Raw genomic sequence first — 24,829 nt, forward strand, 5'->3', positions numbered from 1 at the left:
ACACCACTTCCCAAGGAGTCTCAATCATGGACGCTTCCGCCGCTAAGTTCATCGGCGCCGGCCTGGCTATGCTCGGCATGATCGGCGCGGGCATCGGCCTGGGCATCATGTTCGGCAACTACTTCCAAGGCGCCCTGCGCAACCCGACCGCGGCCGCTCAAGAGCGTCCGATGCTGTTCCTGGGCATGGCCCTGACCGAAGCCCTGGGCATCTTCGCCCTGGTCATCGCCTTCCTGATCCTGTTCTCGAAGTAAAACCCTGGGGCGCGGCCGGTCTTCCGGACCGACGCCGCCCCGGACTCGTTCTTCGGGCGTTTTCCATGTCGGGAAATGCTCCAACCTAAAGAGGCTTCTTCGCCCATGGCGACGGAACATCACGGCACGGTCGAGTCGACCGAGCCCCCCCACGGGCAGGAAAGCGGCGGGCTTCCCCAGCTGCAGTTCCAGCACTGGGGCGGCCAGATCGTCTGGCTGCTGCTCATCTTCGCCGTCCTCTACGTGGTGCTGTCCAAGGCGCTCCTGCCTCGGGTCAGCGGCGCGATCGAGGAACGCGGCGCCAAGATCGCCGGCGACATCGCCGACGCCCGTCGTCTGAAGGACGAAGCCGAGGCCCAGGCCCGCGCGGCCGCGGCCGAGGTGGCCGAGGCGCGCGCCAAGGCCCAGAAGACCGCGGCGGACGCCAAGGCCAAGGCTTCGGCCGAGGCCGCCGAGCGTCAGGCGAAGGAAGAGGCCGTGCTGGCTGAAAAGCTCGCCGCCGCCGAAGCCCGCATCCAGGTCGCCCGTGACGAGGCCATGGGCCACGTCCGCGCGGTGGCCTCGGAAACGGCCGGCGCCATCGTCGAGAAGCTGACGGGCAAGGCGGCTTCGGCCGCCGAGCTCAAGGCCTCGATGGCCTAGGGAGAGACGACGATGGAACACGAAACCCTCTTCGATCTCGCCAATCCCGAGCTGTGGGTCCTGGTCGGCCTGGCCCTGTTCATCGGCCTGCTGGTCGTGCTCAAGGTCCTGCCGGGCGCGCTGTTCGGCGCGCTCGACGCCCACGCGGCCAAGATCAAGGCCGAACTCGACGAAGCCCAGCAACTGCGGGAAGAGGCCCAGGCCCTGCTCGCCGACGTGAAGGCCCAGCGGGAAGAAGCCGAGCGTCAGGCCGCCGGCATGCTCGAAGCCGCCAAGGCCGACGCCGCCCTGATCGCGTCGGAAGCCAAGGCCCGGCTCGAGGAGCAGATCACGCGCCGCGCCGAAATGGCCGAACGCAAGATCGCCCAGGCCGAGGCCCAGGCCGCCGCCGACGTCAAGTCGGCCGCTGTCGACCTCGCCGCCCAGGCCGCCGAGCAGATCCTGGTCGCTCGCCTGGCGACCGGCGCCTCGGACAGCCTCGTCGACGCGGCGATCGGCCAGGTCGGCTCGAAGCTGCAATAGCGGTTTCGGATCGGCGAAAACATCAAGGGCGCGCTCCTCGCGGGGCGCGCCCTTTTTGTTTCGAGTCACCTTCCAGATCCTCCCCCTGTGGGGGAGGCGATCGCGCAGCGATCGGTGGGGGGAGTTTTGGGGTCGAAGATCGCGGATCAGGGCGCCTGTCGATCACTCCCCCCTCCGTCGGCTTCGCCGACACCTCCCCCACAGGCGGAGGATCTAGGGAGCGTTGGCCCTAAACCGGCTGCTTCTTCAACCACCGCCGCCGCAGATACTTCCGTCCGCGCTTCAGCACACGCCACTTGGGCTTGCGCAGGAACACCTTCTCGGACCGCAGCAGCTGTTGCCAGGCGACCAGCATGATCTCCGGCTCGCGGCGCATCAGCCGGCGGATCGGGAAGATCAGCTTGGGGTGGCGGCGCTGCCAGCGCAGGAAGCGCCGCTTGGCCTGGAACGAGTTGCGCAGCACGATCATCAGGCCGACGACCAGCAGGGGCAGGCCCAGGTGGCCCGGCAACGGCGTCAGGACGATCCCGGCCAGCAGCACCAAGACGCCAAAGGCCAGCGCCGCCCAGCGGGCGACGCGCCCCGCGGTTTCACGCAGGACGAGGGCCAGGCGGCGACGGCGGCGATAGAGCCTCGAAGGCAGCCTGGCGAGCGTTTCGGCCGCCGAGTTCACGCGCCCTGCTTGGAAGCTTGGCGCTGGAGAGGCCGGCGCTTGAGCGACTGGCGCCAGCGCTTGGCCACGCGCCAGCGGCGCGGCACGACCAGCCGCTCCATGCGCAGGACCTGCTGCCAGGCCACCGGAAACACTTCCGGCTCGCGGCGCAGCAGACGGCGCAGCGGGAACAGCAGCTTGGGGTGGGCGTGCTGGAAGCGGACGAACTGCTTGCGGGCCCGGAACGAGTTGCGCAGCACCAGCATCAGGCCGACCACCGTCAGCGGCACGCCCAGCGGGCCGGGCAGCGGCGCGATCAGGAACCCGGCCAGGATCAGGATCAGGCCCAGGGTCACCAGCACGATGCGCGAAATCCGCCCGAGAAGCTCGCGGGCGAGTTCGTCGGCGGCGGAGAAACGCACGGGCGGCATGGCGAGGGCGAGGTTCATGGCGGGACGAAACGGGTTCCGTGGTCCGTTCGATCCCGGCGACGGCCGGCCTTCTCGGCTCACTGGATCCGATATGAGAACGGGGCGCCCTTCCGTAAAGGCGCCCCGTTCCGCTTTCGTGCGACTGTGGCGCCTATTCCGCCGCCAGTGGCGCGGCGGCCACAGGTTTCCACCTCAAACGCGGTTTACGCGCGGCCTGGGTCTCGTCCAGCCGCTTCAGCGGCGCATGGTAGGGCGCGCCCTTGAAGCGGTCGACGTCGCCACCCCCATTCTTGATCTTGGCGACGGCTCCAGCCAACGCGCGAAGCGCGTAGATGAAGCGGTCCAGTTCCTGCTTGGATTCCGTCTCGGTAGGCTCGATCAGCATCGCGCCGTGGACCACCAGCGGGAAGTACATGGTCATCGGGTGGAAGCCCTCGTCGATCATCGCCTTGGCGAAGTCGAGCGTGGTCACCCCGGTGCCTTCCAGCCAGGCGTCGTCGAACAGCGCCTCGTGCATGCACGGCCCGTTCGGGAAGGCCGGGCTCATCAGGTCGCCGAGGCGGGCCTTGATGTAGTTGGCGTTGAGGACGGCGTCCTCGGCCACCTGGCGCAGCCCGTCGGCGCCGTGGCTGAGCATGTAGGCGTAGGCGCGCACGAACATGCCCATCTGGCCGTGGAAGGCGCTCATCCGGCCGAAGGCCTGGGCAGCGGGGCCCTTGGCCTCCTCGACCAGCTTGAAGCCGAACTCGTGGCTGACCACCCAGGGGGTCGGGGCGAACGGGGCCAGGGCCGCCGACAGCACGACGGGACCCGCGCCCGGACCGCCGCCGCCGTGCGGGGTGGAGAAGGTCTTGTGCAGGTTGATGTGCATGGCGTCGACGCCCAGGTCGCCCGGGCGCACCCGGCCGACGATGGCGTTGAAGTTGGCGCCGTCGCAGTAGAAATACGCCCCCGCCGCGTGGGTCAGGCGGGCGATCTCGACCACGTCACGCTCGAACAGGCCGCAGGTGTTGGGGTTGGTGACCATGATCGCGGCCACGTGGTCGCCCAACTTGGACTCCAGGTCGGCCAGGTCGACCCGGCCATCGTCGGTCTGGGCGATCTCGACGACCGTGTAGCCGCAGAAAGCCGCCGTGGCCGGGTTGGTGCCGTGAGCGCTGGTCGGGGCCAGCACGGTCTTGCGGTGGCCCTGTCCGTTAGCTTCATGGGCTGCACGGATCGCCAGCAGGCCGCACAGCTCGCCATGAGCCCCGGCCTTGGGGCTCAGGGCGACAGCCGGCATGCCGGTCAGGGTCTTCAGCCAATGGGCCAGGCGGTCCATCAGCTCGATCGCGCCCTGCACCGTCGACTGCGGCTGCAGCGGGTGGATGTCGGAGAAGCCCGGCAGGCGGGCCATCTTCTCGTTGAGGCGCGGGTTGTGCTTCATCGTGCACGAGCCCAGCGGATAGAGCGCCAGGTCGATGGCGTGGTTCTTCTGGCTCAGGCGCACGTAATGGCGCACGGCTTCGGGCTCCGACAGGCCCGGCAGGCCGATCGGATCCTTGCGGACCAGATCGCCCAGGTCGTCGGCCGGAGGAGCGTCGGGCAGGTCGACGCCGGTCTTGTCCCAGGCGTTCAGTTCGAAGATCAGCGCCTCGTCCTGCAGCAGGCCGCGGGCGCCGGTCAGGGTCGGATGGACGTAGTCGTTGAGGTCGGCTTCGGGACGGGTCGGCCGTCCGACGGTGTTCATGCTCATTGGTTCGAACCCTTGGGGGCCAGCACCTTGGTCAGGGCCTTGGAGAAGATGGTGATGTCGGCGTCGGGCGTGGTCTCGGTGGCGGCGACCAGCAGGACGTCGTCGAGGCCCGCGGCCGGGTCGAGGCGCGAGAACGGCACGCCGGCGATGACGCCGTTGGCGGCCAGGGTCTCGACCAGTTCGGCGGCGTTGGCCGGGACCCGGATCGCGAACTCGTTGAAGAAGCGCGGCGTCAGGACCTCGACCCCGGGCACGGCGGCCAGGGCGTCGCGCAGCTTCACCGCCTTCTGGTGGTTGACCAGGGCCAGCCGGCGCAGGCCCTTCTCGCCCAGCAGGCTCATGTGGATGCTGAAGGCCAGGGCGCACAGGCCACTGTTGGTGCAGATGTTCGACGTGGCCTTGTCGCGGCGGATGTGCTGCTCGCGGGTCGACAGGGTCAGGACGAAGCCGCGGCGGCCGTCGGCGTCGACGGTCTCGCCGCACAGCCGGCCCGGGGCCTGGCGGACGTATTTTTCCTTGCAGGCGAACAGGCCGACATAGGGACCGCCGAAGTTCAGGCCGTTGCCGATCGACTGGCCCTCGGCCACGACGATGTCGGCGCCCATCTCGCCGGGCGACTTCAGCAGGCCGTACGACACCGCCTCGGTGGTGACCACGATCAGCAGGGCCCCGGCGGCCTGGGCGGCGGCGGCGATCTTGGTCACGTCGGTGGCCGTGCCGAACACGTTGGGGGTCTGGACCACCACGCAGGCGGTGTTGGCGTCGATGGCGGCGATCACCGCGTCCTCGGCGTCGACGGCCGGCGCCAGGCGCTCGGTGGCGACGCCGGCCGCGTGGGCCAGGGTCTCGACCGTGCCGACATAGTGCGGGTGCACGCCGCCCGACAGCACCGCCTTGCTGCGGCGCGTGACCCGCGTGGCCATCATCACAGCCTCGGCCGTGGCGGTGGAGCCGTCATAGAGCGAGGCGTTGGCCACCTCCATGCCGGTCAGGGCCGCGACCTGGGTCTGGAACTCGAACAGCACCTGCAGCGTGCCCTGGGCGATCTCGGGCTGGTAGGGCGTGTAGCTGGTCAGGAATTCCGAGCGCTGGATGATGTGGTCGACGCTGGCCGGCACATGGTGGCGATAGGCCCCCGCCCCCACGAAGAACGGACCTTCCGAGGCCGCGCGGTTACGACGCGACAAGGCCAGCATCTCGCGCTCGACCTCCAGCTCGCCGGCGTGGAGCGGCAGGTCGACCACGCCCGTGCGGCGGGCGACGGCGGGCACGTCGACGAACAGGTCGTCGATCGACTCCGCGCCGATGACGCCGAGCATGTCGGCGCGATCCTGGGGTGTGAGGGGGAGGTAGCGCATGAGGCGGTGGCTTTCTTGGACCGCCCTCGTCCTTCGAGGCCGCTTCGCGGCGCCTCAGGATGAGGACTACTGAGATCGCATTCGAACCTCATCCTGAGGCGCCCGCGCAGCGGGCCTCGAAGGACGAGGTTCGTGGCAGGGCTAAAGGGTCGAGAGGAACGCTTCGTACGCGTCGCGGTCCATCAGGGCGTCGAGCTCGGCCGGATTGCTCAGTTTGATCTTGGCGAACCAGCCGCCGGTTTCCGGCAGGGCGTTGACGGTCTCGGGGCTGTCGCCCAGCTCGGCGTTGGCCTCGACCACCTCGCCCGACACCGGGGCGTAGACGTCGGAGGCGGCCTTGACGCTCTCGACCACCGCCAGGGCTTCGCCCTGCTTCACGGTCTTGCCGACGTCCGGGGTCTCGACGAACACCACGTCGCCCAGCTGTTCGGCGGCGTAGGCGGTGATGCCGACGGTGGCGATGTCGCCGGCGACTTCGACCCACTCGTGGTCCTTGGTGAACTTCATGGTCTGGGCCCTTTGTGTCTGGAGCTAGATCTTGCGCACGTAGCGGGTCGGGACGAACGGCGAGGTCACGACCTCGGCCGCCTGCGGCTTGCCGCGGACGATGACTTTCAGCTTCGAGCCGACCACCGCCAGGGCGGGCGGCACGAAGCCGATGGCGATGGCGCCGCCGAAACTGGGCCCGAAGCCGCCGCTGGTGACCACGCCGACCACGGCGCCGGTCTCGTCGGCGATCTCCGCGCCCTCGCGGGCCGGGGCGCCTTCCAGCACCTTGAGGTTCACCCGCACGCGCTTGAGATCGCCGGCCAGTTCCTTGAGGATCCGGTCGGCGCCCGGGAAGTCGGCGGCCTCGCGGCGGCTCTTGCCGACGGCGAACGGCATGCCGGCCTCGATCGGCGAGACCGTCTCGTCCATGTCGTGGCCGTAGAGTGGCAGGCCGGCCTCCAGGCGCAGGCTGTCGCGCGCGCCCAGGCCGATGGCCTTGACCCGCTCGTCGGTCAGCAGGGTGTTCCAGATGCGCTCGGCCTGGCTGGCCGGCACCGAGATCTCGTAGCCGTCCTCGCCGGTGTAGCCCGAGCGCGAGATGATGGCGTCGGTCCCGAAGGCGGAGACGGCGGCGGTGTCCATGAACACCATGCCGGCGGCTTCCGGCACGTGGGCGGCCAAGACGGCGGCGGCCTCGGGGCCTTGCAGGGCCAGCAGGGCGCGGTCTTCCAGGCGCTCCACCGTGGCCTCTCCCTCCAGCGCCTTGGCGATGATGGCGTAGTCGTTGTCCTTGCAGGCGCCGTTGACGACGATGAACAGGCCGTCGTCGTCGGGACGGGCGGTCATCAGGTCGTCGATCACCCCGCCCTGGTCGTTCAGCAGCACGGCGTAGCGCTGCTTGCCCGGCTTGAGCCCCTGGTAGTCGGCCGAGACCAGTTTCTCGAAGCTCTTGGCGGGATTGGCGCCGCGCAGCCGGGCCTGGCCCATGTGCGAGACGTCGAACAGGCCCGCGTGCTCGCGGGTCCACAGGTGCTCCTTCAGCACCCCGTCCTTGTACTGCACCGGCATGTGGTAGCCCGCGAACGGAACCATGCGTGCGCCGGCGGCGACGTGCGCGTCGTACAGCGGGGTCTTCTTGAGATCTTGGTCGGACACGCTTTGGGCTCCAATCGGGGTCGGCGACGCCGCCCGGCTTTCGCCAGGTGGTCTCGCCCCCGCTGTCCCTTTGACCTGAGAGATTTCGGCCCGTGAACAGGGCCTTGCTCCTTCGGCGGGCAGCTCTCGCGAACTGCCTCTTTCCAGCGTTCCTAAACCCGCGCGGTCCTTTTGCCTGAGCGTTTCCGGGGCGGTTGCGCCTTCGGCCTCGGGACAGAATCCCGATGTCTCCCGCGAGGGTCGAGGCGTGTTTGGGCGAGGGGGCGGGCGGAGTCAACGGGGAAGGATTTGGCGGCGCGCGGGGTTTGGTCGATCATCCACCCCGACGGATTGCCGCCGCTCAGCATATGCCCTATATTTTGTCCGTATATTTGGACATTGGAAAGGGCATTTCATGCCGAGCCAAGCCAGCCGCCGGAAACCTCCCGCCGCTCATCCGGCAAAGGCGGCGGTCGCCTCGGCGGGAGCTTCGCCCACCGTGGTCGATTTCATGGCCGCCGACGGCCGGCTGGATCTCGACCGGATCACCACTGGCTTCAACCTGACCAAGAGCCAGTTGGCCGAGACGGCCGGCCTGGCCAGCGACACCTTGCAGAAATCGGCCCGCCGCGACGCCCCCAAGACCCAGGCGCGGATGACCGAGATGCTGGAAATCCTCAGCCGGCTGGAAACCTGGGCCGGCGGACGCGGCCAGGCGCTCGCCTGGTACCGCGCCCAGCCCATAGCCGCCCTCGACGGCCGTACGGCCGAGGCCCTGGTCAAGTCCGGCAAGGCCGGGCTCGTGCGGGACTATCTGGATCACCTGGCCCTCGGCGGCTTCGCCTGAGGCGAGCGACTTGCACCTCAAGACCCAGGCCTATCGGGCCCATGATCCCAAGTGGTCCTTCAAGCCCCTGTCCGGCGACGGCGCGGCGATCCATGGCGGACGCTTCAACCCGAAAGGCGTCCCGGCCCTCTATCTGGGCCTGACGCCGATGGCGGCGATCAAGGAGGCGAGCCAGGGTCTGGCCTTCAAGATCGAACCGCTGGTGTTGTGCAGCTACGCCGTCGATTGCGCTGACATCGTCGATCTGTGCGACGCGGCGACGCTTGAACGCCTGTCCGTCGCCGCTCCCGACCTGGTCTGCGGCTGGATGCTGATGGTCCGTGACGGTCAAAGGCCGCCGACCTGGACCCTGGCGCGCCAGCTGATCGCCGACGGCCAGGCTGGCGCGATCGTGCCCAGCTTCGCGCCTGGCGCGACGCTCGACGACCGCAATCTGGTGCTCTGGCGCTGGGGTCCGGCGCCGCCGCACCAGGTGACGGTCCACGATCCGTCCGGCCGATTGCCCAAGAACCAGCTGTCCTGGCGGTAGGCCCTACATCCGCTCCGGCGCTTCGATGCCCAGCAGGTCGAGCGCCAGCTCCAGCTGCTTCAGCGTCGTCTGCGCCAGGGCCAGGCGCGAGGCCCGGACAGGCGGCTCTTCGGCGCTCAGGATCGGGCAGGCGGCATAGAACTTCGAGAAGGTCTGGGCCAGCTTGTAGGCGTGCTCGGCGATGAAGTTGGGGGCCTTCTTGTCATAGGCCTCGCCCAAAGCGCCCTCGAAGGCGTCCAGCAGCAGGGTCAGGTCGCGCTCGGCCGGCTCGCCGACCACGATCGGGCCGGAGGCGAGGTCCTGCTCGGCCGCCTTGCGCAGGATGCTCTTGATGCGCACCGACTGGTACAGCAGGTACGGCCCGGTCTTGCCCTCGAAGCTGGTGAAGCGGTCCAGGTCGAAGACGTAGGAGGTGCCGCGGAAGTTCTGCAGGTCGGCGAACTTCAGGGCCGCGATCCCCACCTTGTGGGCGATGTCCTCGAAAGCCTCGTCCGACAACTCGGCGCCCAGGCCGGCCTCGCGCAGGCGCTCGCGGGCCTTCTCGCGGGCCATTTCGATCAGGTCGTGCAGCTTCAGCACGCCGCCGGCCCGGGTCTTGAACGGCTTGCCGTCGGCCCCGTTCATGGTGCCGAAACCGATATGCTCCAGCCCGCCCGGCTCGGCGTAGCCGGCCAGGTACGAGGCGCGGAACACCTGCTCGAAGTGGTCGGCCTGGCGTTGGTCCACGCAGTAGAGGACCAGGTGCGGGTCGAACGACCGGCGGCGGTCCAGGATCGTGGCCAGGTCGGTCGTGCCGTACATGGCCGAGCCTTCCGACGAGACGACCAGCAGCGGGTCGGGGCTCTCGACCTCGACCACCGAGCCGTCGGGCAGCTTCTTCTTCTTGGTCTCGCCGGGGCGGGCCACGCGGACGATCCGGGCGCCCTGGTCGTCGACCAGCAGCCCCTTGGCCTCCAGCTCGGCGATCATGCCCGGGATCAGGTCGTTGGCGTCGCTTTCGCCTTTCCAGAGGTCGAACTCCACGCCCAGCGCCTTGAATTCGCGTTCGAGGGCGACGCGGCTGACCTCGACGAAGCGGGTCCAGATGGCGCGATAAGCGCGCGCGCCGCCCTGCAGCAGGGCCGTGGCTCGGCGGGCGCGGTCACGGAACACGTCGTCTGTCTTGGCCTGGGCGGCGGCGATCGGATAGGCGCGGTCCAGATCCTCAAGACCCAGGTCGAGCAGCTTCAGATGGACTTGACCGCTCGCGTCATCGCCGCCGAACTCGCCCGTCGCCTCGGAGATCCAGCTGTTCTCGAACAGACCGCGTTCGTCGCCGACCGACACGATCAGCAGGCCCATCTGGAAGCCCCAGTCGCCGAAGTGGGCGTCGCCCAGCACCTCGTCGCCGCGGAAGCGGTATAGGCGCTTGATCGACTCGCCGATGATCGAGGCGCGCAGGTGGCCCACGTGCATCGGCTTGGCGACATTGGGACCGGCATAGTCGACCAGCACCCGGCGCGGCGCGGCCAGAGGCTCGGCCCCGGCGCGCGGGTCGGCGGCGATTTCGTTGGCGCGGACCGACAGGGCGTCATCGCTGAAGCGCAGATTGATGAAGCCGGCGCCGGCGATCTCGACGGACGCCAGGCGCGGGTCGGCCTTCAGGACGTCGACGACCTGCACGGCGATCTCGCGCGGATTGCGCTTGGCGCTCTTGGCGGCAGCCAGGGCCCCGTTGCATTGGAAGTCGGCCAGGTCGGGCCGGTCGGACGCGGTGACGCGCCCGAAGTCGGGAGGCAGTCCGGCGGCCTGGAAGGCGGCCGCGGCCGCCTCGCTCAGGGACCGCTTCAAATCACTCATGGCTTGGCGACGTTTCCAGGTTGGGCCGAGTTCTTCCCGGATTGGGCTTGCTGCGTCTGGCCGGCGTTGACGCGGAAACGCTTGCCGTCACGGTTGAAGGCGGCCATCTCGGGGGTCACGTCGAACCCGATCAGGACCTCGAAATTGCCGCCGCTGACCTTTTCGTCGGCGCGCGGAATGGTGATGGTCTTCAGGGTCTCGGTGGCGTAGACGCGGTCCTGGCCGTCGCGGAAGGTCACCGGCAGGTCGAAATATTCCTTGGCCAGGACGTCCTTGTTGCGCTCGGTCACCGCGACCCAATAGCGATAGGTCTTCTGATTGCCGGTCGCCTGCGGACCACGGCCCAGCTCGAACAGCATCTGGACCTGCATCTTGATCGGGTCGTTGCTCTTGTAGGCGCAGCCCGAGGACAGGCCCTGGATCTCGCCGGTATAGGCGGTCTGGGCGGCGGACTCCTTGCCGTCCTTGAACTCGACATAGCGGCTGGCGTCGTACAGCACCTTCACATAGGGGCACGGGCCGGCGTTGCGCAGCTGGGCCAGCGGCGCCTTGGGCTGGTTCCACTCGTCGTCGCGCTTCTTCTTCTTGGAGGCCTGGTCGTCGTCGCCGCCGCCCTGGCCCTGCCCTTGGCCGCCGCGGCCACCCATCTGGGCGTGAGCGGTCGCCGCCGTGGCGGCGATCGAGAGGGCCATCAGGGCGCTGAGGGCGAGGGAAAGATTGCGGCGCATGAAACGTCCGGTTCGAGATTGCAAAGCTTGAGCGGGATTCCCCGCCAGCGTCATGGAGCCTGATAAAGGCATATGCGTGACGTCGCAATGCGCAGCAGATTTCGGCGAGTCGCGGTCGGATGCTGGCGCGGACGGCCCGGAACCCTTAGGTTCGGCCCATGAACGCCCATTCGCCCATCCCCGCCCCCGGCCGCCGCGAGCTCCGCGTGGTCCTGGCCAGCCCGCGAGGCTTCTGCGCCGGGGTCGACCGGGCGATCCAGATCGTCGAGCGGACGATCGAGAAGTTCGGCGCGCCGGTCTATGTGCGCCACGAGATCGTCCACAACCGCCATGTCGTCGACCGCCTGAAGGCGCTGGGCGCGGTGTTCATCGAAGAGCTGCACGAGGCCCCGACCGACCGTCCCGTGGTGTTCTCGGCGCACGGCGTGCCCAAGTCGGTGCCGGCCGAGGCCAAGTCGCGCGAGATGGTCTATCTCGACGCCACCTGCCCGCTGGTGTCCAAGGTCCATGTCGAGGCCCAGAAGCACTATGACGCCGGCCGCGAGATCGTGCTGATCGGCCATGCCGGCCACCCCGAGGTCGTCGGCACCATGGGCCAGTTGCCCGCCGGCACTGTGACTCTGATCGAGGACATCGACGACGCCCGCGCCTGGATCCCCAAGAACCCCGCCAACGTGGCCTTCCTGACCCAGACCACCCTGTCGGTCGACGACACCGCCGAGATGGTCGACCTGCTCAAGCAGCGCTTCCCCGGCATCGCCGCCCCGCACAAGGAAGACATCTGCTACGCCACCACCAACCGCCAGGAGGCGGTGAAGATGCTGGCCGAGGCCTCGGAACTGGTGCTGGTGGTCGGCTCGAAGAACTCGTCCAACTCGGTGCGGCTGATGGAGGTTGGCCGTCGGGCCGGCGCCAAGGACGCCCACCTGATCGACGACGCGCGCGGCATCGACTGGTCGTGGTTCGAGGGCGTGACCACGGTCGGCCTCACAGCCGGCGCCTCCGCGCCGGAAGACCTGGTCCAGGGCGTGATCGACGCCATCGCCACCCGCTACGACGTGACCGTGGACGAACTGGTCGAGGCGCGCGAGACGGTGACGTTCAAGCTGCCGCGGCTGCTGACGGCCTGAGGCGCGATCAACTGCAATCCCCGGACGTGCTCGCTCCCGAGCCGACATCAACTGTGCGTCGCGATCTAGAGCCGGCGTCCGTTTAGCGAGCCGACACCTAGATCCGCTCACGGATCCTAGTCGGACCTTGGTGCGCCACGTAGCGTGGTCGGATGACCCATCTTAGCGTGGGTATGCAATCGCAAACGATTGAGGGGTTTCTCGGGCGTGCGCTTGTTACCAACGCACTATGAGGATTTCTCGGCAGGGCGCCGAGATGGAACGCAGAGCGGCTTAACCCCGTCCACTTTCTCGGGGGAAGATCACATCGCGGAAGAAGGCGCTGCGTCTGGCGGAGAGCCGATAACGCTGACGATCCGTTGCCAGTCGAACAAGACCGAACTCTACGTCAACTGGAACGACTATCTGGGTGACGATAGCCACGACGTCTACAATGACTGGAAGCAGGTAATCGTGCGCGTCGGCACGGCGGAAGCGACCACCCAGCGGTGGGGCATCTCTACTGACAGCAACGCCACTTTCGCTCCCGGCTCGCCCGTTGCGCTGATCCAGAAGATGGGAAAGGCCGACCGGCTAGTGCTCCAAACGACGCCCTACAACGAAAACCCGGTTACTGCCGTGTTCAAGCTCAACGGTATGGACATCGCGACGAAACAGTTGGGCGAAAGTTGCAGCTGGAAGCCGTGATCAATTCGGCAAGCACCTGCGCTTGAGCGTCAGGCCGGTACGGCCTGATGGCGACCTGCTGAGAACTTCAACAGCCAAGAAATGGGGTTGGCATAAGGCGTTGATCGCCGTCTGGTTCACCGACCATGGGCGTCTGCTTCCGACGCCATTCTAGCACAAAACCGACGCCGCTCTTGACCGCCAGCGCCTCGTCCCGCATCCCCGCGCCATGGCCGTCTATACCGACATCACCGACGACGAACTCGCCGCCTTCCTCGCCGACTACGACCTGGGACAGGCCGTGGCGTTCAAGGGCATCGCCGAGGGGGTGGAGAACTCCAACTTCCTGCTGGAGACCGAGCGCGGCCGGTTCATCCTCACCGTCTACGAGCGGCGGGCCAAGCCCGAGGACCTGCCCTATTTCCTCGACCTGCTGACCTGGCTGGCCGATCGCGGCTATCCCAGCGCCAAGCCGATCGCCGACCGCGCCGGCGCGACCCTGAAGACCATTCGCGGCAAGCCCGCCGCCCTGGTCGAGTTCCTGCCCGGCCTGTCGGCCCGCCGCCCCACCGTCGCCCACTGCCGCGAGGCCGGCGAGGGCCTGGCCTGGCTGCACCTAGCCGGCGAGGGCTATCCGGCCCGCCGCGCCAACGACCTGGGCCAGCCGCACTGGGCGCCGCTGTTCTCAAGGCATCGCAAGGCCGCCGACGGTCTCAAGCCCGGCCTGGCCGCCACCATCGACAAGGACCTGGCCGAACTGGCGCTGTCGTGGCCGCGCGGCCTGCCGACCGGCGTGATCCACGCCGACTACTTCCCCGACAACGTCTTCTTCAAGCCGGACGGCAGGTTCGCCGCCGCCATCGACTTCTATTTCGCCTGCGACGACGCCTTCGCCTACGACATCGCCGTGACCCTGAACGCCTGGTGCTTCGAGGCCGACGGCAGCTTCAACATCACCGCCGCCCGCGCCCTGGTCGCCGGCTACGAGCGCCGCCGGCCGCTGAGCCCGGCCGAGCGCGACGCCATCCCGATCCTGGCGCGCGGCGCGGCCATGCGCTTCTTCCTGACCCGCCTGGCTGACTGGGGCGCGACCCCGGCCGGGGCCCTGGTCAAGCCGAAGGACCCGCTGGAATACGAGCGCAAGCTGGCCGTGCACCGCGAGGGCCTCAGCCTGTTCGGAGCCGGCGCGTGACCCCGAAACTGGTGATCTACACCGACGGCGCCTGCCGCGGGAATCCCGGCCCCGGCGGCTGGGGGGCCCTGCTGATGTACGGCGACAAGAAGAAGGAAATCATGGGCGGCGAGTTGGCGACCACCAACAACCGCATGGAGCTGATGGCCGCCATCCAGGCGCTGGAAGCCCTGAACAAGCCGACCAAGGCCGAGCTGCACACCGACAGCCAGTACGTGATGAAGGGCGTCACCCAGTGGATCCACGGCTGGAAGGCCAAGGGCTGGAAGACCGCCGACAAGAGCCCCGTCAAGAACGTCGACCTGTGGCAGCGCCTGGACGCCGCCCGGGCCCGGCACGAGGTCGACTGGCGCTGGGTCAAGGGCCACGCCGGCCATGTCCATAACGAGCGCGCCGACGAGCTGGCGCGGCTGGGCATGCTGAAGGCGCTGGGCGAGCGGTAGGTTGGCCCCCAACGGGTCGCGCCAGCGCCAACCTGCCGATCAATAGCCCGGTTGCGCCACCGGACATTTGACTCGACTTGCCGGCTTGATTTCCGTCGCCTGCAGACGCTCGTTCAGCCTCCAGGCGCTTGCTCGCTTTCGCGTCATCGGCTTCGCGTGTTCCTGGCTGGCGATATTGATCACGACGACATCCTCGATCTTCCCGTCGCTGCATTCGACCTCGAACTCCAGCCCCTGGTCGCCACGGGTTGGGGGAAGCGGAATCTCGACGAGCCCGATCGGCGGCCGGGCCAGGTTCGCGGGAGACAGCGCGCGATAGTCGCTCGTCGTATCGATGACGAAGGCGGCTTTCGAGAAGTGCTCGAGACCCTCGCCGGGGGTTCCGGACTCGACCGGCTTGACCATGACGATCACGGCCTTTCCGGCCACCTCGCCGACATCGATGCTGGACCAGCTGTCGTTCAACTGCCTGCGCGACGGCGGCCCGGCGGTCGCGGGCGACGCCGTCCGCGGGTCGGGCGCCGGGAAGGCGGCCGTGGCGGCGGCGCCGCGCGACGTCGCGCCACCCGCGCCTTGGAGCGCGTATTTGCCGTCGAAGGGCACATCGCCCCAGTCGCTGGCGCAGCTGTCGACGTGCAACTGCATGCCGCCGGCGGCGCGCCGCAGCGTCATGCTGCAACGACCTTCACTGTAGCGCCAGCCGCCAGGCGCATCCGTCAGCACGCCCTCGCCGGAGCCGCTGCGCAGGCTGCCAGATTGGCCTTTCTGCATCACCTCCAGCGTGAAACCGCCGTCCTTGCGGATCGTCAACAGGCGCTCGAACGCGCTGTCGCTGGCGTCGTAGACGCCCGCGGGAGGGAAGGGATTGTAGCCCTCGGCCGCGACATCGACCGTCGCGCACAAGGTGCTCGCGCACAGCAGGCCAAGCGCGACGAGGTGGTTTGATCGTTTCATGCGGAAAGGATGCCTCGCTGGAGAAGGACGCGCGATACGCGGCCGGGACTTTCTGGTGAACCCGAAGTGAAGATGCAACACGTATCTGCACACGCCATTCGTGCATCGTTCGGCCCAAAGACTGTCAGGACCAGATGACCTTAATCCGCTCCCGATAAGCAGCCTCTAGCCCTCCAGGACCGGACGCATGAAGCTGCGCTCGTAGCTGACGATGCAGCGCGTCCGATCGGCTAGGGCCAGGGCGTCCTGGCATTCGTGATCGCCGGGGATGCGGGCGCGATAGGCCTCGTAGGCCGCCAGGCTGGGAAAGCTGAACAGCGCCACGGCGATGTTGTTGGCGCCTTCACCGGGCAGGAAATAGCCGTGATGAATCCCGCCCATCCGGTTGACCAGCGGGATCCACAGCTTCGCATAGGCCTCGAACTCGGCCAGCTTGTAGGGGTCGATGACATAGCGCAGGTAACAGGTGATCACGCGGGCTCTCCATTTGGCCGACCTGGCATAGGTAGCGCCCGCGGCGGCGGCGTCATCCCCGGGGCGAAGAAAATTCCAGGGACGACGGCCTCGGGATCAGGCCGCCAGCGCCCCCGGCTCCGCCCCCGTCGCGAACGGCAGGCCCTCGTCCTCCCAGCCGGTGACGCCGCCGATCATCAGCTTCACCGGCCGGCCCAGCGTGGCCAGCTTCAGCGCCGCCCGGTCCGCGCCGTTGCAGTGCGGGCCGGCGCAATAGACCACGAACAGGGTGTCGGCCGGCCACGCCGCCATCCGCTCGGCGCTGATCTCGGCGTGGCGCAGGTGGATCGCGCCCGGCACGTGCCGGCGGGCATAGGCCTGCCGCGAGCCGACCACGTGCAGCAGGACGAAGTCCTTCTCGCCGGCCTTCATCGCCGCGGCGACGTCGGCGCAGTCGGTCTCCAGGGCCAGGCGGCGGGCGAAGTGGGCGGCGGCTTCCGGCGACGGCGCGGCGGGGATGGCGGAAACAAAGCTCATGGCGGCCTCCTCTGTTGGCGCCGAAGACTTGCCCCAGGCGGCGGCGTTGCGTTAGCTGGCACGATTGACATAGGCCGTAAAGATCATGCCAAAGCCTTTAGATCGTCCCGGCCCAGCCAACAGAAGGGTGGTCGCCCTGGCCTATGACGGCCTGTGCACCTTCGAGTTCGGGGTGGCGGTCGAGCTGTTCGGCCTGCCCCGGCCCGAGATGGGCCCGGACTGGTACGCCTTCGCCACGGCGGCGGTCGAGCCGGGGCCCCTGCGCGGCCTGGGCGGGGTCCAGGTGGTCGCCGACGGCGGGCTCGAGCTGGTCGAGCAGGCGGGCACGATCATCGCCCCCGGCTGGCGGGGCGCCGACAGGCCCGTGCCCCGGCCGCTGATCGAGGCGCTGCGGGCGGCCCACGCCAAAGGCGCGCGGGTGATGTCGATCTGCTCGGGCGTCTTCGTGCTGGCGGCGGCGGGCCTGCTGGCCGGGCGGCGGGCCACCACCCACTGGCGTCACGTCGACACGCTGCGGGCGCTTCATCCCGACATCGAGGTGCTGCCCGACGTGCTCTATGTCGACGAGGGCGACGTCATGACCTCGGCCGGCAGCGCCGCGGGGCTGGACCTGGGCCTGCACCTGGTGCGTCGCGACTTCGGCCCCGAGGCGGCCAACACCGTGGCCCGGCGGCTGGTGATCCCGCCGCACCGCGACGGCGGCCAGGCCCAGTTCATCCAGCGTCCGGTGCCGACCGCGCACGAAGCCTCGCGCCTGTCGCCGATCCTCGACCGCCTGCGCGCCGACCTCGCCCGCGAGCACACGGTCAAGACCTTGGCCGACGCGGCCGGCATGAGCCCGCGCACCTTCCTGCGCCGCTTCGAAGCCGCCACCGGCACGACCCCGGCCCGCTGGCTGCTGGCCGAACGCCTGGCGCGGGCCCGCGACCTGCTGGAGACCACGCCGGCCGGCGTCGAGCAGATCGCCCAGGCCGTCGGCTTCGGCGCGGCCGCCCTGCGCCACCACTTCCGCAAGACGCTGGCCACCACGCCCCAGGGCTACCGGGCGCGGTTCGGGGATCAGCGCGATCTTGGAGTGACGCGGAATCCACCCTAGGGTTGCTCTTTCCGCTTCGGACAGGACCCCATGACCAAGTATGTCCCCGCCCTCGTCACGGGCTCCGTCGTCAGCGTGGCCATCAGCTTCGTCCTGGGCTTGGCGGCCTCGGCGCGCGGCCAGCCGCCCAGCCTTTCGACCTGGCTGCCCGGCATGATCTTCGGCGTGATCACCGCCTTCGTGATGGCCAACCTGGTCGGGACCAAGGGCTCCAAGGCCGCCACCCCGGCCCAGAAGGAGGCCGCCCTGGCCTTTCGCGCCGAGCCTGGCCAGGCCCTGCTGATCGTGTTCCGCGAAGGTTTCGTCGGCAAGGCGGTCGGCCTGAACCTGGTGCTCGACGGCGTCGCGGCCGCCCAGCTGAAGAGCCCGCGGTTCACGGCCCTGTCGATCGCGCCCGGCGCGCACACGCTGTCGGCCGGCTTCGGCGGCCTGGCCGCGTCGCAGAACCGGCCGGTCGAGGAAGCCTTCACCGCCGCTGCTGGTGACGTCGTGGCCTTCCGCGCGGTGATGTCGATGGGCATGGCCAAGAACACGATCCGGCTGGAACGCGTCGACGACCGCGCGTCCCTGGCGTCCAAGCTCAAGGCGATGATCATGGTCGCGCCGCACGCCCCGGCCGGAGCCGCGGCGCAACAAGTTTGAGGCCCTGAAACGAAACGGCCGCGAAATGACCTTGGTCGCGCCGTTGCGAAGCCTGGTTCGGATCCCAATCTCTTATTCGACGCGGACAACCCGGCTTCTCCCCCCCGGCCGGCCCCAGCGTCCTAGAAGCGCAGCGCCCGTGCCCTCCCCCTCGGCACGGGCGCTGTTTGCGTTCAAGCCCGACGAACGTCGCTGAAATTATCCTGGTAACGCTACCACTCCGCGCTATCCTGCGGCTTGGAAACCTTCGTCCGCCCTCGAGAGCGAAGGACCATGGGAGCGATCGGCATGCGGGCGCTGGCCTACGCCTTGACCATCCTGGCCAGTTGCGGCGTCGCCCAGGCGGCCGCGCCGGCGCGGCCGCCGATCGTCTCGGTGTCGCACCTGGCGGTCCACGCCGCCGACCCGGCCAAGAGCGAGGCCTTCTACGTCCACGGCCTGGGCGCGGTGAAGGGATCCGATCCCGAGAACCCCAAGGGCGCGCGCTACTATTTCAGCCCCACCCAGTTCGTCGAGGTGCTGCCCTTGCCGCCCGACGCGCTGTCGGTCGACCGGCTGGACCACGCCGCCTTCAACACCGCCGACGCCGAGGCCCTGCGCCTCTACCTGGCCTCCAAGGGTGTGGCCGTCCCCGGCCGGGTCGAGACCGGCGCGGACGGCGGCCGCTGGTTCGACGTCGTCGACCCCGAGGGCGTGCGAATCCAGTTCGTCCAGCCGCCGGCGACCCTGCCCGCCATCGCCGTCAATCCGCTGTCCAGCCGCATCATCCATGTTGGCTTCATCGTCCACGACCGCGCGAAACAGGACGCCTTCTACCGCCAGGTCCTGGGTTTTCGGCCCTACTGGTTCGGCGGCATGACCGACGAGGCGGCCTCCTGGGTCTCGCTGCAGGTTCCGGACGGCTCGGACTGGCTGGAATACATGATCGTCGCCCCGCCCGACGGCCGCGGGACGCCGCCCGGCATGAGCCAGGCCACGGCCGGCATGCTCGACCATTTCTCGCTGGGCGTGCCCGACACCCGCCTGGCCTACACCCTGCTGTGGAACGGCGACCGCCTGCGCGGCCAGGCCGAGACGCCCAAGATCGGCCGCGACGCCAAGTGGCAGCTGAACCTCTACGACCCGGACGGCACGCGGGCCGAGATCATGGAGTTCCAGGCCATCGGCAAGCCCTGCTGCTCGCCTTTCACCGCCGCCGATCCGAAACCCTAGAGGGGACGAGCCCATGCCCATTTCCAGACGCAGCCTGATCGGCGCCGCCGGCGCCACGGCGGCCCTCGCGCCGACGGTCTCGAGCTCACAGGGGGCCGCCATGGCCGACAATGACAAGATCGGCTTCGCCATCGTCGGCCTGGGCAAGCTGAGCCTGGGCCAGCTGATCCCTGGCCTGAAGGTCGCCAAGGGCGCCAGGCTGGCCGCCGTGGTCAGCGGCCATCCCGACAAGGCCCGCCGCGTCGCGGCCGAGAACGGCCTGCCGGCGGACGCGGTCTACGGCTATGACGACTATGACCGCATGGCCAAGGATCCGCGCATCCAGGTCGTCTACATCGTGCTGCCCAATTCGCTGCACGCCGAGCACACGATCAAGGCGCTGAAGGCCGGCAAGCACGTGCTGTGCGAAAAGCCGATGGCGACCCGCATCCAGGACGCCGAGGCGATGATCGCCGCCGCCAAGGCCGCGAACCGCCACCTGATGATCGCCTATCGCTGCCACTACGAGCCGATGAACCTGGACGTCATGCGCCGCCTGCGCGCCCGGTCGCTGGGCCGCGTGCGGCAGATCAACACCACCATGGGGCGGCAGGCCGATCCGTCGGATCCGTCCGACGCCTGGCGGCTGGACGGCGAGCTGTCGGGCGCCGGCGCCCTGGGCGACATGGGCGTCTATGGGATCAGCGCCGCCCGCTACCTGCTGAACGAGGAGCCGGTCGCGGTGCAGGCCTGGGCCTGGACCGACCCGGCCGATCCCCGATTCAAGGAAACGCAGGACCTGATCAACTGGCAGTTCCGCTTTCCGTCGGGCGTGATCGCCAACGGCTCGACCTCGTTCGCCTACGCCCCGACCATGGCCTTCGAGGCGATCTGCGAGCAGGGCCGGCTGGTCGCAGATCCGGCCGCCTTCTACGGCGGCAACCGCCTGACCGTGGTGAAAGGCGGCCAGGCCCAGCCGCCGATCCCCGCCCCGCCCGGCGACCAGTTCGCCCGCGAGATGGACTGGATGGCCGACGTGGTGCGCGGCAAGGCGCCGATGGTCTCGCCGGGCGAAGAGGGACTGCAGGACATGCGCCTGATGCAGGCGATCCTGGAGTCCGCGGCCAAGGACGGGGCGACGGTGAAGACGGACTGGGGCTACAAGCGGGCAGTCGATCCAGCGGTGGCGGTGGATCCGCCGGGGAAGGCGTGAAGGCGCCGGCCTTCTAGCCCCTCCCCCTGTGGGGGAGATGTCGGCGCAGCCGACGGAGGGGGGATTGGTCGGCCGGCGGTCTCGATCTGGCTCGATCCAACAAAGCCCCCCACCGACCCTTCGGGTCGCCTCCCCCACAGGGGGAGGAGCTGACCTCCTACCTCCCCGTCAGCAACCGCCACCAGCTCTCCGCCAAAGCGTCGAGCAGCGGCTCCAGCGGCGCTGACGCCCGCTGGACGACCAGCAGGTAGGACAGGCGTTCCAGCTGCACGAGCTGCATCAGCATCCGCGTGCGCGCCGCCGGCCGCTCGGCGTCGGAGAACCGGGCCAGATAGTTGGGCATGGCGTCGATGAACAGGTCGATGAAGCGCAGATAGTCGTCGGCTAGGTCCGGGTCGGCGACATTGGCCTCGGTGGCCACGGCCAGCAGGTTGCGGCGCTCCTCGGTCTGCTCGGCCAGGCCCTGGACCAGCCAGGCGCGGACCTCCTCGACCGTCGGGTCCGGAAGGGCGTCCAGCGCCGCGAAGATGGCCTGGATGTGGGGGACCAGCCGGTCGCCGATGGCGTTGGCCACGTCCTCCTTGTTGCGGAAATGCAGGTAGAAGGTGGCGCGGTTGGCGCCGGCCTCGGCCGCGATCTGCTCGATGGTCACGGCCCGGAACCCGCGCGCGCCGAACAGCACGACGGCGGCGTCGACCAGCCGCTCGCGCGTCAGCTGGCGCTGGGCCTCGCGCAAGCCGCCTGGTCGTTCCGAAGCTCTCGTCAAATCGTCCTCCGCCGCGCTCAGGGACGGGGACAGGCACATGTGCCTGTCCCCAGCCGCACCCAGCCGTTCGCCCTTGTGCCATGCCCTCAGATTCAACACCAGTCGATTGACACGACACTTGTCGTCTGAACTATTCACGACGTCACGCGACGGAGCGCGCGGGCTCACAGGGAAGACGCGCATGGCCATGCAGCTTGTCAGCGAAACCGCCTTCGACGGCGTTCCGGGGCCCGGGGCTCCGACGCTGTATTCCACGCTGGACGGGGTCGACCTGTCCAATATCGAGCAGTTCACCCGCGGTCAGCCCTATGGCGACTTCGCCCGGCTGCGCGCCCAGGCCCCGGTGATGTGGCATCCCGAGCCCTATGGCGGACCGGGCTTCTGGGCGGTCACCCGCCACGCCGACATCCTGGCGGTGGAGGCCGATCCCCAGACCTTCTCGTCGCGCAAGGGCGGCATACTGATGGCGCACGGCGATCCGCAGAAGCGCCACGCCCTGCTCTATCGCGCCTCGATGGACACCATGATCAACCTCGACGGCGCCGAGCACATGCAGCTGCGCCGCGAGCACATGCCCTACTTCACCCCCGCCTACCTGCGCGGGGTGACCGAGGCGGTGCGGGCCGAGGTCGGCCGGCTGCTGGACGAGATGGCCCCGCTGGGCCGCAGCGACCTGGTCGAGGCGTTTTCGTCCAAGCTGCCGCTGTTCACCCTGTGCGAGATTCTGGGCGTGCCGCCCGAGGACCGCGGCAAGTTCCTGACCTGGATGCACTATCTGGAAAGGGCCCAGGACCTGGCGCTGAAGCAGCACCTGGCCCCGATCGAGCCGACCCTGGAGCTGATGCAGTTCGTCCAGGACTTCAACACCCATGTCGAGGCGATGTTCGACTACGGCCGGACCATGCTGCACAAGCGGCGGCTGGAGCCCAGGGCCGACCTGATGAGCGCCATCGCCCGCGCCCAGGTCGACGGCGACCTGCTCAGCGACGAGTACCTGGACGGCTCGTGGCTGCTGATCGTCTTCGCCGGCAACGACACCACCCGCAACACCCTTTCGGGCGCGATGAAGCTGCTGACCGAGTTCCCCGACCAGAAGGCCCGGCTGGTCGCCGAGCCGTCGCTGATCGGCGGGGCGGTCAACGAATTCATCCGCATGGTCAGCCCGGTGATCTACATGCGCCGCACCGCCACGCGCGACGCCGAGATCGCCGGGCAGGCGATCCGCGAGGGCGAGAAGGTGGTCATGTACTACGGCGCGGCCAATCGCGACGAGGCGGTGTTCGACAACCCCGACCGGCTCGACATCACCCGGCCCAACGCCGACAAGCACATCGCCTTCGGCTACGGCCCGCACGTCTGTATCGGCAAGCGGGTGGCGCAGATCCAGCTGGAGGAGGCCTATCGCCAGATCCTGGACCGCTTCCCCGACATCCGCTGGACCGGCGAGATCGACATCGCCCCCAACAACTTCGTCCACGCCATCAGCCGGCTCGAGGTCGAATTCACGCCCGGCGGCCGAGCCTGACCCTCGCCGCGCGAAAGAGAATGTTTTGCGCTCATACCGCTCATGAGCCCTAGCCAAGTCGGCGCTTGCGCCCCATCTGGCTCTGGCGGCCTGGTTCCAGGGAGGAACGGCCGCTCACCAGGGGCCCCATGGCGATCATTTCCGTTTCCGGTCTGACCAAGACCTATGCTTCCGGCCACCAGGCCCTGAAGACCATCGACCTCGACATCCGCAAGGGCGAGATCTTCGCCCTACTGGGTCCCAATGGGGCCGGCAAGACGACGCTGATCAGCATCATCTGCGGCATCGTCAATCCCAGCACCGGCACGGTCACCGCCGACGGCCACGACGTGGTCAAGGACTACCGCGCCGCCCGCACCAAGATCGGGCTGGTGCCGCAGGAACTGCACACCGACGCCTTCGAGACCGTCTGGGCCACCACCCGGTTCAGCCGCGGCCTGTTCGGCAAGCCGCCCAACGACGCCTATATCGAGAAGATCCTGCGCGACCTGTCCCTGTGGGACAAGAAGGACAGCAAGATCATGGCGCTGTCGGGCGGCATGAAGCGCCGGGTGATGATCGCCAAGGCCCTCAGCCACGAGCCGACCATCCTGTTCCTGGACGAGCCCACCGCCGGCGTCGACGTCGAGCTGCGCCGCGACATGTGGGAGATGGTCCGCAAGCTGCGCGAGAGCGGCGTCACCATCATCCTGACCACCCACTATATCGAGGAGGCCGAGGACATGGCCGACCGGATCGGGGTGATCAGCAAGGGCGAAATCATCCTGGTCGAGGACAAGGACGTGCTGATGCGCAAGCTGGGCAAGAAACAGCTGACCCTGCAGCTGCAAAGCCCGCTGGAGGCCATCCCCGCCCGGCTGTCGGACTATCCGCTGGAGCTGGCCGCCGACGGTCACGAGTTGGTCTACACCTTCGACGCCCAGGCCGAGGAGACCGGCATCGCCGGCCTGCTGCGCCGGCTGTCCGAGGAGGGCGTCGACTTCAAGGACCTGCACACCAGCCAGAGCTCGCTGGAAGACATCTTCGTCAGCCTGGTGAGGGCGCCGCAATGAACATCCACGCCATCAAGTCCATCTACCGCTTCGAGATGGCCCGCTGGTTCCGCACCCTGGCCCAGAGCGTGATCTCGCCGGTCCTGTCGACCTCGCTGTACTTCGTGGTGTTCGGCTCGGCGATCGGCTCGCGGATGCAGGCCATCGACGGGGTCAGCTACGCGGCCTTCATCATCCCCGGCCTGGTCATGCTATCGCTGCTTGGCGAGAGCATCTCCAACGCCTCGTTCGGCATCTACATGCCCAAATGGGCCGGCACGATCTACGAGCTGCTGTCGGCTCCGGTCTCGTGGATCGAGACGGTGATCGGCTATGTCGGGGCGGCGGCGACCAAGTCGGTGTGCCTGGGCCTGCTGATCCTGGCAACGGCCCGGATCTTCGTGCCCTACGAGATTTCTCACCCGGTCTGGATGCTGGGCTTCCTGGTGCTGACGGCCATAACCTTCAGCCTGTTCGGCTTCGTGATCGGGGTCTGGGCCACCGACTTCCAGAAGCTGCAGATCGTGCCGATGCTGGTGGTCACGCCCCTGACCTTCCTGGGCGGCAGCTTCTATTCGATCAGCATGCTGCCGCCGATCTGGCAGAAGATCACCCTGTTCAACCCGGTGGTCTACCTGGTCAGCGGCTTCCGCTGGAGCTTCTACGGCGTGTCGGACCTCAACCCCGTGGTCAGCTTCGGCGCGACGCTGTGCTTCCTGGCCGCCTGCCTGACGGCGGTGTGGTGGGTGTTCAAGACCGGGTACCGGCTGAAGGTGTAGAGCGGACCGGGGACATGCACTTGTGCGTGTCCCCACCGATCGTGTCCCCAC

At 68.6% G+C, this 24,829-nt stretch carries 28 protein-coding genes and 1 riboswitch; of the genes, 16 read left to right on the plus strand and 12 right to left on the minus strand.

What is annotated here, in order from left to right; translation table 11 throughout:
* The first annotated feature begins 26 nt into the window (after window positions 1–26).
* The 3 genes from ACSQ2G_RS05485 (at window position 27) to ACSQ2G_RS05495 (ending at window position 1,418) form a co-directional block, all read left to right on the plus strand.
* The gene (locus ACSQ2G_RS05485; protein WP_018061086.1) at window positions 27–254 is read left to right on the plus strand and encodes a F0F1 ATP synthase subunit C; all 228 of its coding nucleotides are present in this window, start codon (window positions 27–29) and stop codon (window positions 252–254) included.
* Between the two features lie 105 nt (window positions 255–359).
* The gene (locus tag ACSQ2G_RS05490; RefSeq protein ID WP_436028992.1) at window positions 360–896 is read left to right on the plus strand and encodes a F0F1 ATP synthase subunit B family protein; all 537 of its coding nucleotides are present in this window, start codon (window positions 360–362) and stop codon (window positions 894–896) included.
* A gap of 12 nt (window positions 897–908) precedes the next feature.
* Complete coding sequence (locus tag ACSQ2G_RS05495; RefSeq protein WP_436028993.1) at window positions 909–1,418, plus strand: F0F1 ATP synthase subunit B; 510 nt, start codon at window positions 909–911, stop codon at window positions 1,416–1,418.
* A gap of 229 nt (window positions 1,419–1,647) precedes the next feature.
* On the opposite strand, the gene ACSQ2G_RS05500 is transcribed toward ACSQ2G_RS05495, so the two are convergent.
* The 6 genes from ACSQ2G_RS05500 to gcvT all read right to left on the minus strand — a co-directional run bounded on the left by ACSQ2G_RS05500 (window position 1,648) and on the right by gcvT (window position 7,253).
* Window positions 1,648–2,091 (minus strand): hypothetical protein, encoded by a 444-nt coding sequence (locus tag ACSQ2G_RS05500; protein ID WP_436028994.1) that lies wholly within the window; start codon window positions 2,089–2,091, stop codon window positions 1,648–1,650.
* Window positions 2,088–2,519: a hypothetical protein gene (locus tag ACSQ2G_RS05505; protein ID WP_436028996.1), complete on the minus strand. Its 432-nt coding sequence runs from the start codon at window positions 2,517–2,519 to the stop codon at window positions 2,088–2,090. Before ACSQ2G_RS05505 ends, ACSQ2G_RS05500 begins: the two co-directional genes overlap by 4 nt.
* Before the next feature lie 133 nt (window positions 2,520–2,652).
* Complete coding sequence (gene gcvPB, locus ACSQ2G_RS05510; RefSeq protein ID WP_436028998.1) at window positions 2,653–4,236, minus strand: aminomethyl-transferring glycine dehydrogenase subunit GcvPB; 1,584 nt, start codon at window positions 4,234–4,236, stop codon at window positions 2,653–2,655.
* Entirely contained in the window at window positions 4,233–5,594 is a 1,362-nt protein-coding gene (gcvPA, locus tag ACSQ2G_RS05515) for an aminomethyl-transferring glycine dehydrogenase subunit GcvPA (RefSeq protein WP_436029000.1), read from the minus strand. Before gcvPA ends, gcvPB begins: the two co-directional genes overlap by 4 nt.
* A gap of 141 nt (window positions 5,595–5,735) precedes the next feature.
* Window positions 5,736–6,101, minus strand: a complete 366-nt coding sequence (gene gcvH, locus ACSQ2G_RS05520; RefSeq protein ID WP_436029002.1) for a glycine cleavage system protein GcvH — start codon at window positions 6,099–6,101, stop codon at window positions 5,736–5,738.
* A gap of 24 nt (window positions 6,102–6,125) precedes the next feature.
* Entirely contained in the window at window positions 6,126–7,253 is a 1,128-nt protein-coding gene (gene gcvT, locus ACSQ2G_RS05525; RefSeq protein WP_436030516.1) for a glycine cleavage system aminomethyltransferase GcvT, read from the minus strand.
* 138 nt (window positions 7,254–7,391) lie between these two features.
* Window positions 7,392–7,482: riboswitch (glycine riboswitch) on the minus strand.
* A gap of 150 nt (window positions 7,483–7,632) precedes the next feature.
* Between gcvT and ACSQ2G_RS05530 the strand changes: the two genes are divergently transcribed.
* The gene (locus ACSQ2G_RS05530; RefSeq protein ID WP_436029004.1) at window positions 7,633–8,064 is read left to right on the plus strand and encodes an antitoxin Xre/MbcA/ParS toxin-binding domain-containing protein; all 432 of its coding nucleotides are present in this window, start codon (window positions 7,633–7,635) and stop codon (window positions 8,062–8,064) included.
* A 10-nt stretch (window positions 8,065–8,074) separates the two neighbouring features.
* On the plus strand, window positions 8,075–8,593 hold the full coding sequence (locus tag ACSQ2G_RS05535) for an RES family NAD+ phosphorylase (protein ID WP_436029006.1): 519 nt from the start codon (window positions 8,075–8,077) through the stop codon (window positions 8,591–8,593).
* A 3-nt stretch (window positions 8,594–8,596) separates the two neighbouring features.
* Here the strand turns inward: ACSQ2G_RS05535 and ACSQ2G_RS05540 are convergent, their stop codons facing one another.
* Complete coding sequence (locus tag ACSQ2G_RS05540) at window positions 8,597–10,432, minus strand: arginine--tRNA ligase (protein ID WP_436029008.1); 1,836 nt, start codon at window positions 10,430–10,432, stop codon at window positions 8,597–8,599.
* Entirely contained in the window at window positions 10,429–11,160 is a 732-nt protein-coding gene (locus tag ACSQ2G_RS05545; protein ID WP_436029010.1) for a Tat pathway signal sequence domain protein, read from the minus strand. The genes ACSQ2G_RS05540 and ACSQ2G_RS05545 overlap by 4 nt, the downstream gene beginning before the upstream one ends.
* A gap of 158 nt (window positions 11,161–11,318) precedes the next feature.
* On the opposite strand from ACSQ2G_RS05545, the gene ispH reads away from it, so the two are divergent.
* The 4 genes from ispH to rnhA all read left to right on the plus strand — a co-directional run bounded on the left by ispH (window position 11,319) and on the right by rnhA (window position 14,591).
* Window positions 11,319–12,290, plus strand: coding sequence for a 4-hydroxy-3-methylbut-2-enyl diphosphate reductase (gene ispH / locus ACSQ2G_RS05550; protein WP_436029012.1), 972 nt, complete (start codon window positions 11,319–11,321; stop codon window positions 12,288–12,290).
* A gap of 207 nt (window positions 12,291–12,497) precedes the next feature.
* Window positions 12,498–12,977, plus strand: coding sequence for a hypothetical protein (locus ACSQ2G_RS05555; protein WP_436029014.1), 480 nt, complete (start codon window positions 12,498–12,500; stop codon window positions 12,975–12,977).
* A gap of 208 nt (window positions 12,978–13,185) precedes the next feature.
* A complete protein-coding gene (gene thrB, locus ACSQ2G_RS05560) occupies window positions 13,186–14,148 on the plus strand; it encodes a homoserine kinase (protein ID WP_436029016.1) in 963 nt (320 codons plus the stop codon).
* Window positions 14,145–14,591 (plus strand): ribonuclease HI, encoded by a 447-nt coding sequence (gene rnhA / locus ACSQ2G_RS05565; RefSeq protein ID WP_436029018.1) that lies wholly within the window; start codon window positions 14,145–14,147, stop codon window positions 14,589–14,591. The genes thrB and rnhA overlap by 4 nt, the downstream gene beginning before the upstream one ends.
* Window positions 14,592–14,630: 39 nt before the next feature.
* Here the strand turns inward: rnhA and ACSQ2G_RS05570 are convergent, their stop codons facing one another.
* From ACSQ2G_RS05570 to ACSQ2G_RS05580, 3 genes are all read right to left on the minus strand, one after another.
* A complete protein-coding gene (locus ACSQ2G_RS05570; protein WP_436029019.1) occupies window positions 14,631–15,545 on the minus strand; it encodes a hypothetical protein in 915 nt (304 codons plus the stop codon).
* 165 nt (window positions 15,546–15,710) lie between these two features.
* On the minus strand, window positions 15,711–16,019 hold the full coding sequence (locus ACSQ2G_RS05575; protein ID WP_436029021.1) for an NIPSNAP family protein: 309 nt from the start codon (window positions 16,017–16,019) through the stop codon (window positions 15,711–15,713).
* A 96-nt stretch (window positions 16,020–16,115) separates the two neighbouring features.
* A complete protein-coding gene (locus tag ACSQ2G_RS05580; protein WP_436029023.1) occupies window positions 16,116–16,535 on the minus strand; it encodes a rhodanese-like domain-containing protein in 420 nt (139 codons plus the stop codon).
* An 85-nt stretch (window positions 16,536–16,620) separates the two neighbouring features.
* Between ACSQ2G_RS05580 and ftrA the strand changes: the two genes are divergently transcribed.
* From ftrA to ACSQ2G_RS05600, 4 genes are all read left to right on the plus strand, one after another.
* Complete coding sequence (gene ftrA, locus ACSQ2G_RS05585; protein ID WP_436029025.1) at window positions 16,621–17,631, plus strand: transcriptional regulator FtrA; 1,011 nt, start codon at window positions 16,621–16,623, stop codon at window positions 17,629–17,631.
* A gap of 30 nt (window positions 17,632–17,661) precedes the next feature.
* The gene (locus ACSQ2G_RS05590) at window positions 17,662–18,273 is read left to right on the plus strand and encodes a hypothetical protein (RefSeq protein ID WP_436029027.1); all 612 of its coding nucleotides are present in this window, start codon (window positions 17,662–17,664) and stop codon (window positions 18,271–18,273) included.
* Between the two features lie 273 nt (window positions 18,274–18,546).
* Window positions 18,547–19,485, plus strand: coding sequence for a VOC family protein (locus ACSQ2G_RS05595; RefSeq protein ID WP_436029028.1), 939 nt, complete (start codon window positions 18,547–18,549; stop codon window positions 19,483–19,485).
* Between the two features lie 13 nt (window positions 19,486–19,498).
* On the plus strand, window positions 19,499–20,677 hold the full coding sequence (locus tag ACSQ2G_RS05600) for a Gfo/Idh/MocA family protein (RefSeq protein ID WP_436029030.1): 1,179 nt from the start codon (window positions 19,499–19,501) through the stop codon (window positions 20,675–20,677).
* Window positions 20,678–20,834: 157 nt separating this feature from the next.
* On the opposite strand, the gene ACSQ2G_RS05605 is transcribed toward ACSQ2G_RS05600, so the two are convergent.
* Window positions 20,835–21,443 carry a TetR/AcrR family transcriptional regulator gene (locus tag ACSQ2G_RS05605; RefSeq protein WP_436029032.1) on the minus strand — a complete coding sequence of 203 codons (609 nt, stop codon included), beginning with the start codon at window positions 21,441–21,443 and terminating at the stop codon, window positions 20,835–20,837.
* A gap of 187 nt (window positions 21,444–21,630) precedes the next feature.
* Here ACSQ2G_RS05605 and ACSQ2G_RS05610 point away from each other — a divergent pair, with 187 nt between their 5' ends.
* The 3 genes from ACSQ2G_RS05610 to ACSQ2G_RS05620 all read left to right on the plus strand — a co-directional run bounded on the left by ACSQ2G_RS05610 (window position 21,631) and on the right by ACSQ2G_RS05620 (window position 24,778).
* Window positions 21,631–22,968, plus strand: a complete 1,338-nt coding sequence (locus ACSQ2G_RS05610) for a cytochrome P450 (RefSeq protein WP_436030518.1) — start codon at window positions 21,631–21,633, stop codon at window positions 22,966–22,968.
* 128 nt (window positions 22,969–23,096) lie between these two features.
* Window positions 23,097–24,020 carry an ABC transporter ATP-binding protein gene (locus ACSQ2G_RS05615; protein ID WP_436029033.1) on the plus strand — a complete coding sequence of 308 codons (924 nt, stop codon included), beginning with the start codon at window positions 23,097–23,099 and terminating at the stop codon, window positions 24,018–24,020.
* Entirely contained in the window at window positions 24,017–24,778 is a 762-nt protein-coding gene (locus tag ACSQ2G_RS05620; protein WP_436029035.1) for an ABC transporter permease, read from the plus strand. The genes ACSQ2G_RS05615 and ACSQ2G_RS05620 overlap by 4 nt, the downstream gene beginning before the upstream one ends.
* Window positions 24,779–24,829 lie beyond the last annotated feature (51 nt).

The organism is Caulobacter sp. LjRoot300, from assembly GCF_964253875.1.
Taxonomy (GTDB): Bacteria; Pseudomonadota; Alphaproteobacteria; order Caulobacterales; family Caulobacteraceae; genus Caulobacter.

Coding starts and splice junctions, on each gene's coding strand:
- ACSQ2G_RS05485 (WP_018061086.1), top strand. CDS start 27: ATGGACGCTTCCGCCGCTAAGTTCATCGGCGCCGGCCTGGCTATGCTC.
- ACSQ2G_RS05490 (WP_436028992.1), top strand. CDS start 360: ATGGCGACGGAACATCACGGCACGGTCGAGTCGACCGAGCCCCCCCAC.
- ACSQ2G_RS05495 (WP_436028993.1), top strand. CDS start 909: ATGGAACACGAAACCCTCTTCGATCTCGCCAATCCCGAGCTGTGGGTC.
- ACSQ2G_RS05505 (WP_436028996.1), bottom strand. CDS start 2,519: ATGAACCTCGCCCTCGCCATGCCGCCCGTGCGTTTCTCCGCCGCCGAC.
- gcvPB (WP_436028998.1), bottom strand. CDS start 4,236: ATGAGCATGAACACCGTCGGACGGCCGACCCGTCCCGAAGCCGACCTC.
- gcvPA (WP_436029000.1), bottom strand. CDS start 5,594: ATGCGCTACCTCCCCCTCACACCCCAGGATCGCGCCGACATGCTCGGC.
- gcvH (WP_436029002.1), bottom strand. CDS start 6,101: ATGAAGTTCACCAAGGACCACGAGTGGGTCGAAGTCGCCGGCGACATC.
- ACSQ2G_RS05530 (WP_436029004.1), top strand. CDS start 7,633: ATGCCGAGCCAAGCCAGCCGCCGGAAACCTCCCGCCGCTCATCCGGCA.
- ACSQ2G_RS05540 (WP_436029008.1), bottom strand. CDS start 10,432: ATGAGTGATTTGAAGCGGTCCCTGAGCGAGGCGGCCGCGGCCGCCTTC.
- ACSQ2G_RS05545 (WP_436029010.1), bottom strand. CDS start 11,160: ATGCGCCGCAATCTTTCCCTCGCCCTCAGCGCCCTGATGGCCCTCTCG.
- ispH (WP_436029012.1), top strand. CDS start 11,319: ATGAACGCCCATTCGCCCATCCCCGCCCCCGGCCGCCGCGAGCTCCGC.
- thrB (WP_436029016.1), top strand. CDS start 13,186: ATGGCCGTCTATACCGACATCACCGACGACGAACTCGCCGCCTTCCTC.
- ACSQ2G_RS05570 (WP_436029019.1), bottom strand. CDS start 15,545: ATGAAACGATCAAACCACCTCGTCGCGCTTGGCCTGCTGTGCGCGAGC.
- ACSQ2G_RS05580 (WP_436029023.1), bottom strand. CDS start 16,535: ATGAGCTTTGTTTCCGCCATCCCCGCCGCGCCGTCGCCGGAAGCCGCC.
- ftrA (WP_436029025.1), top strand. CDS start 16,621: ATGCCAAAGCCTTTAGATCGTCCCGGCCCAGCCAACAGAAGGGTGGTC.
- ACSQ2G_RS05590 (WP_436029027.1), top strand. CDS start 17,662: ATGACCAAGTATGTCCCCGCCCTCGTCACGGGCTCCGTCGTCAGCGTG.
- ACSQ2G_RS05595 (WP_436029028.1), top strand. CDS start 18,547: ATGGGAGCGATCGGCATGCGGGCGCTGGCCTACGCCTTGACCATCCTG.
- ACSQ2G_RS05600 (WP_436029030.1), top strand. CDS start 19,499: ATGCCCATTTCCAGACGCAGCCTGATCGGCGCCGCCGGCGCCACGGCG.
- ACSQ2G_RS05610 (WP_436030518.1), top strand. CDS start 21,631: ATGCAGCTTGTCAGCGAAACCGCCTTCGACGGCGTTCCGGGGCCCGGG.
- ACSQ2G_RS05615 (WP_436029033.1), top strand. CDS start 23,097: ATGGCGATCATTTCCGTTTCCGGTCTGACCAAGACCTATGCTTCCGGC.
- ACSQ2G_RS05620 (WP_436029035.1), top strand. CDS start 24,017: ATGAACATCCACGCCATCAAGTCCATCTACCGCTTCGAGATGGCCCGC.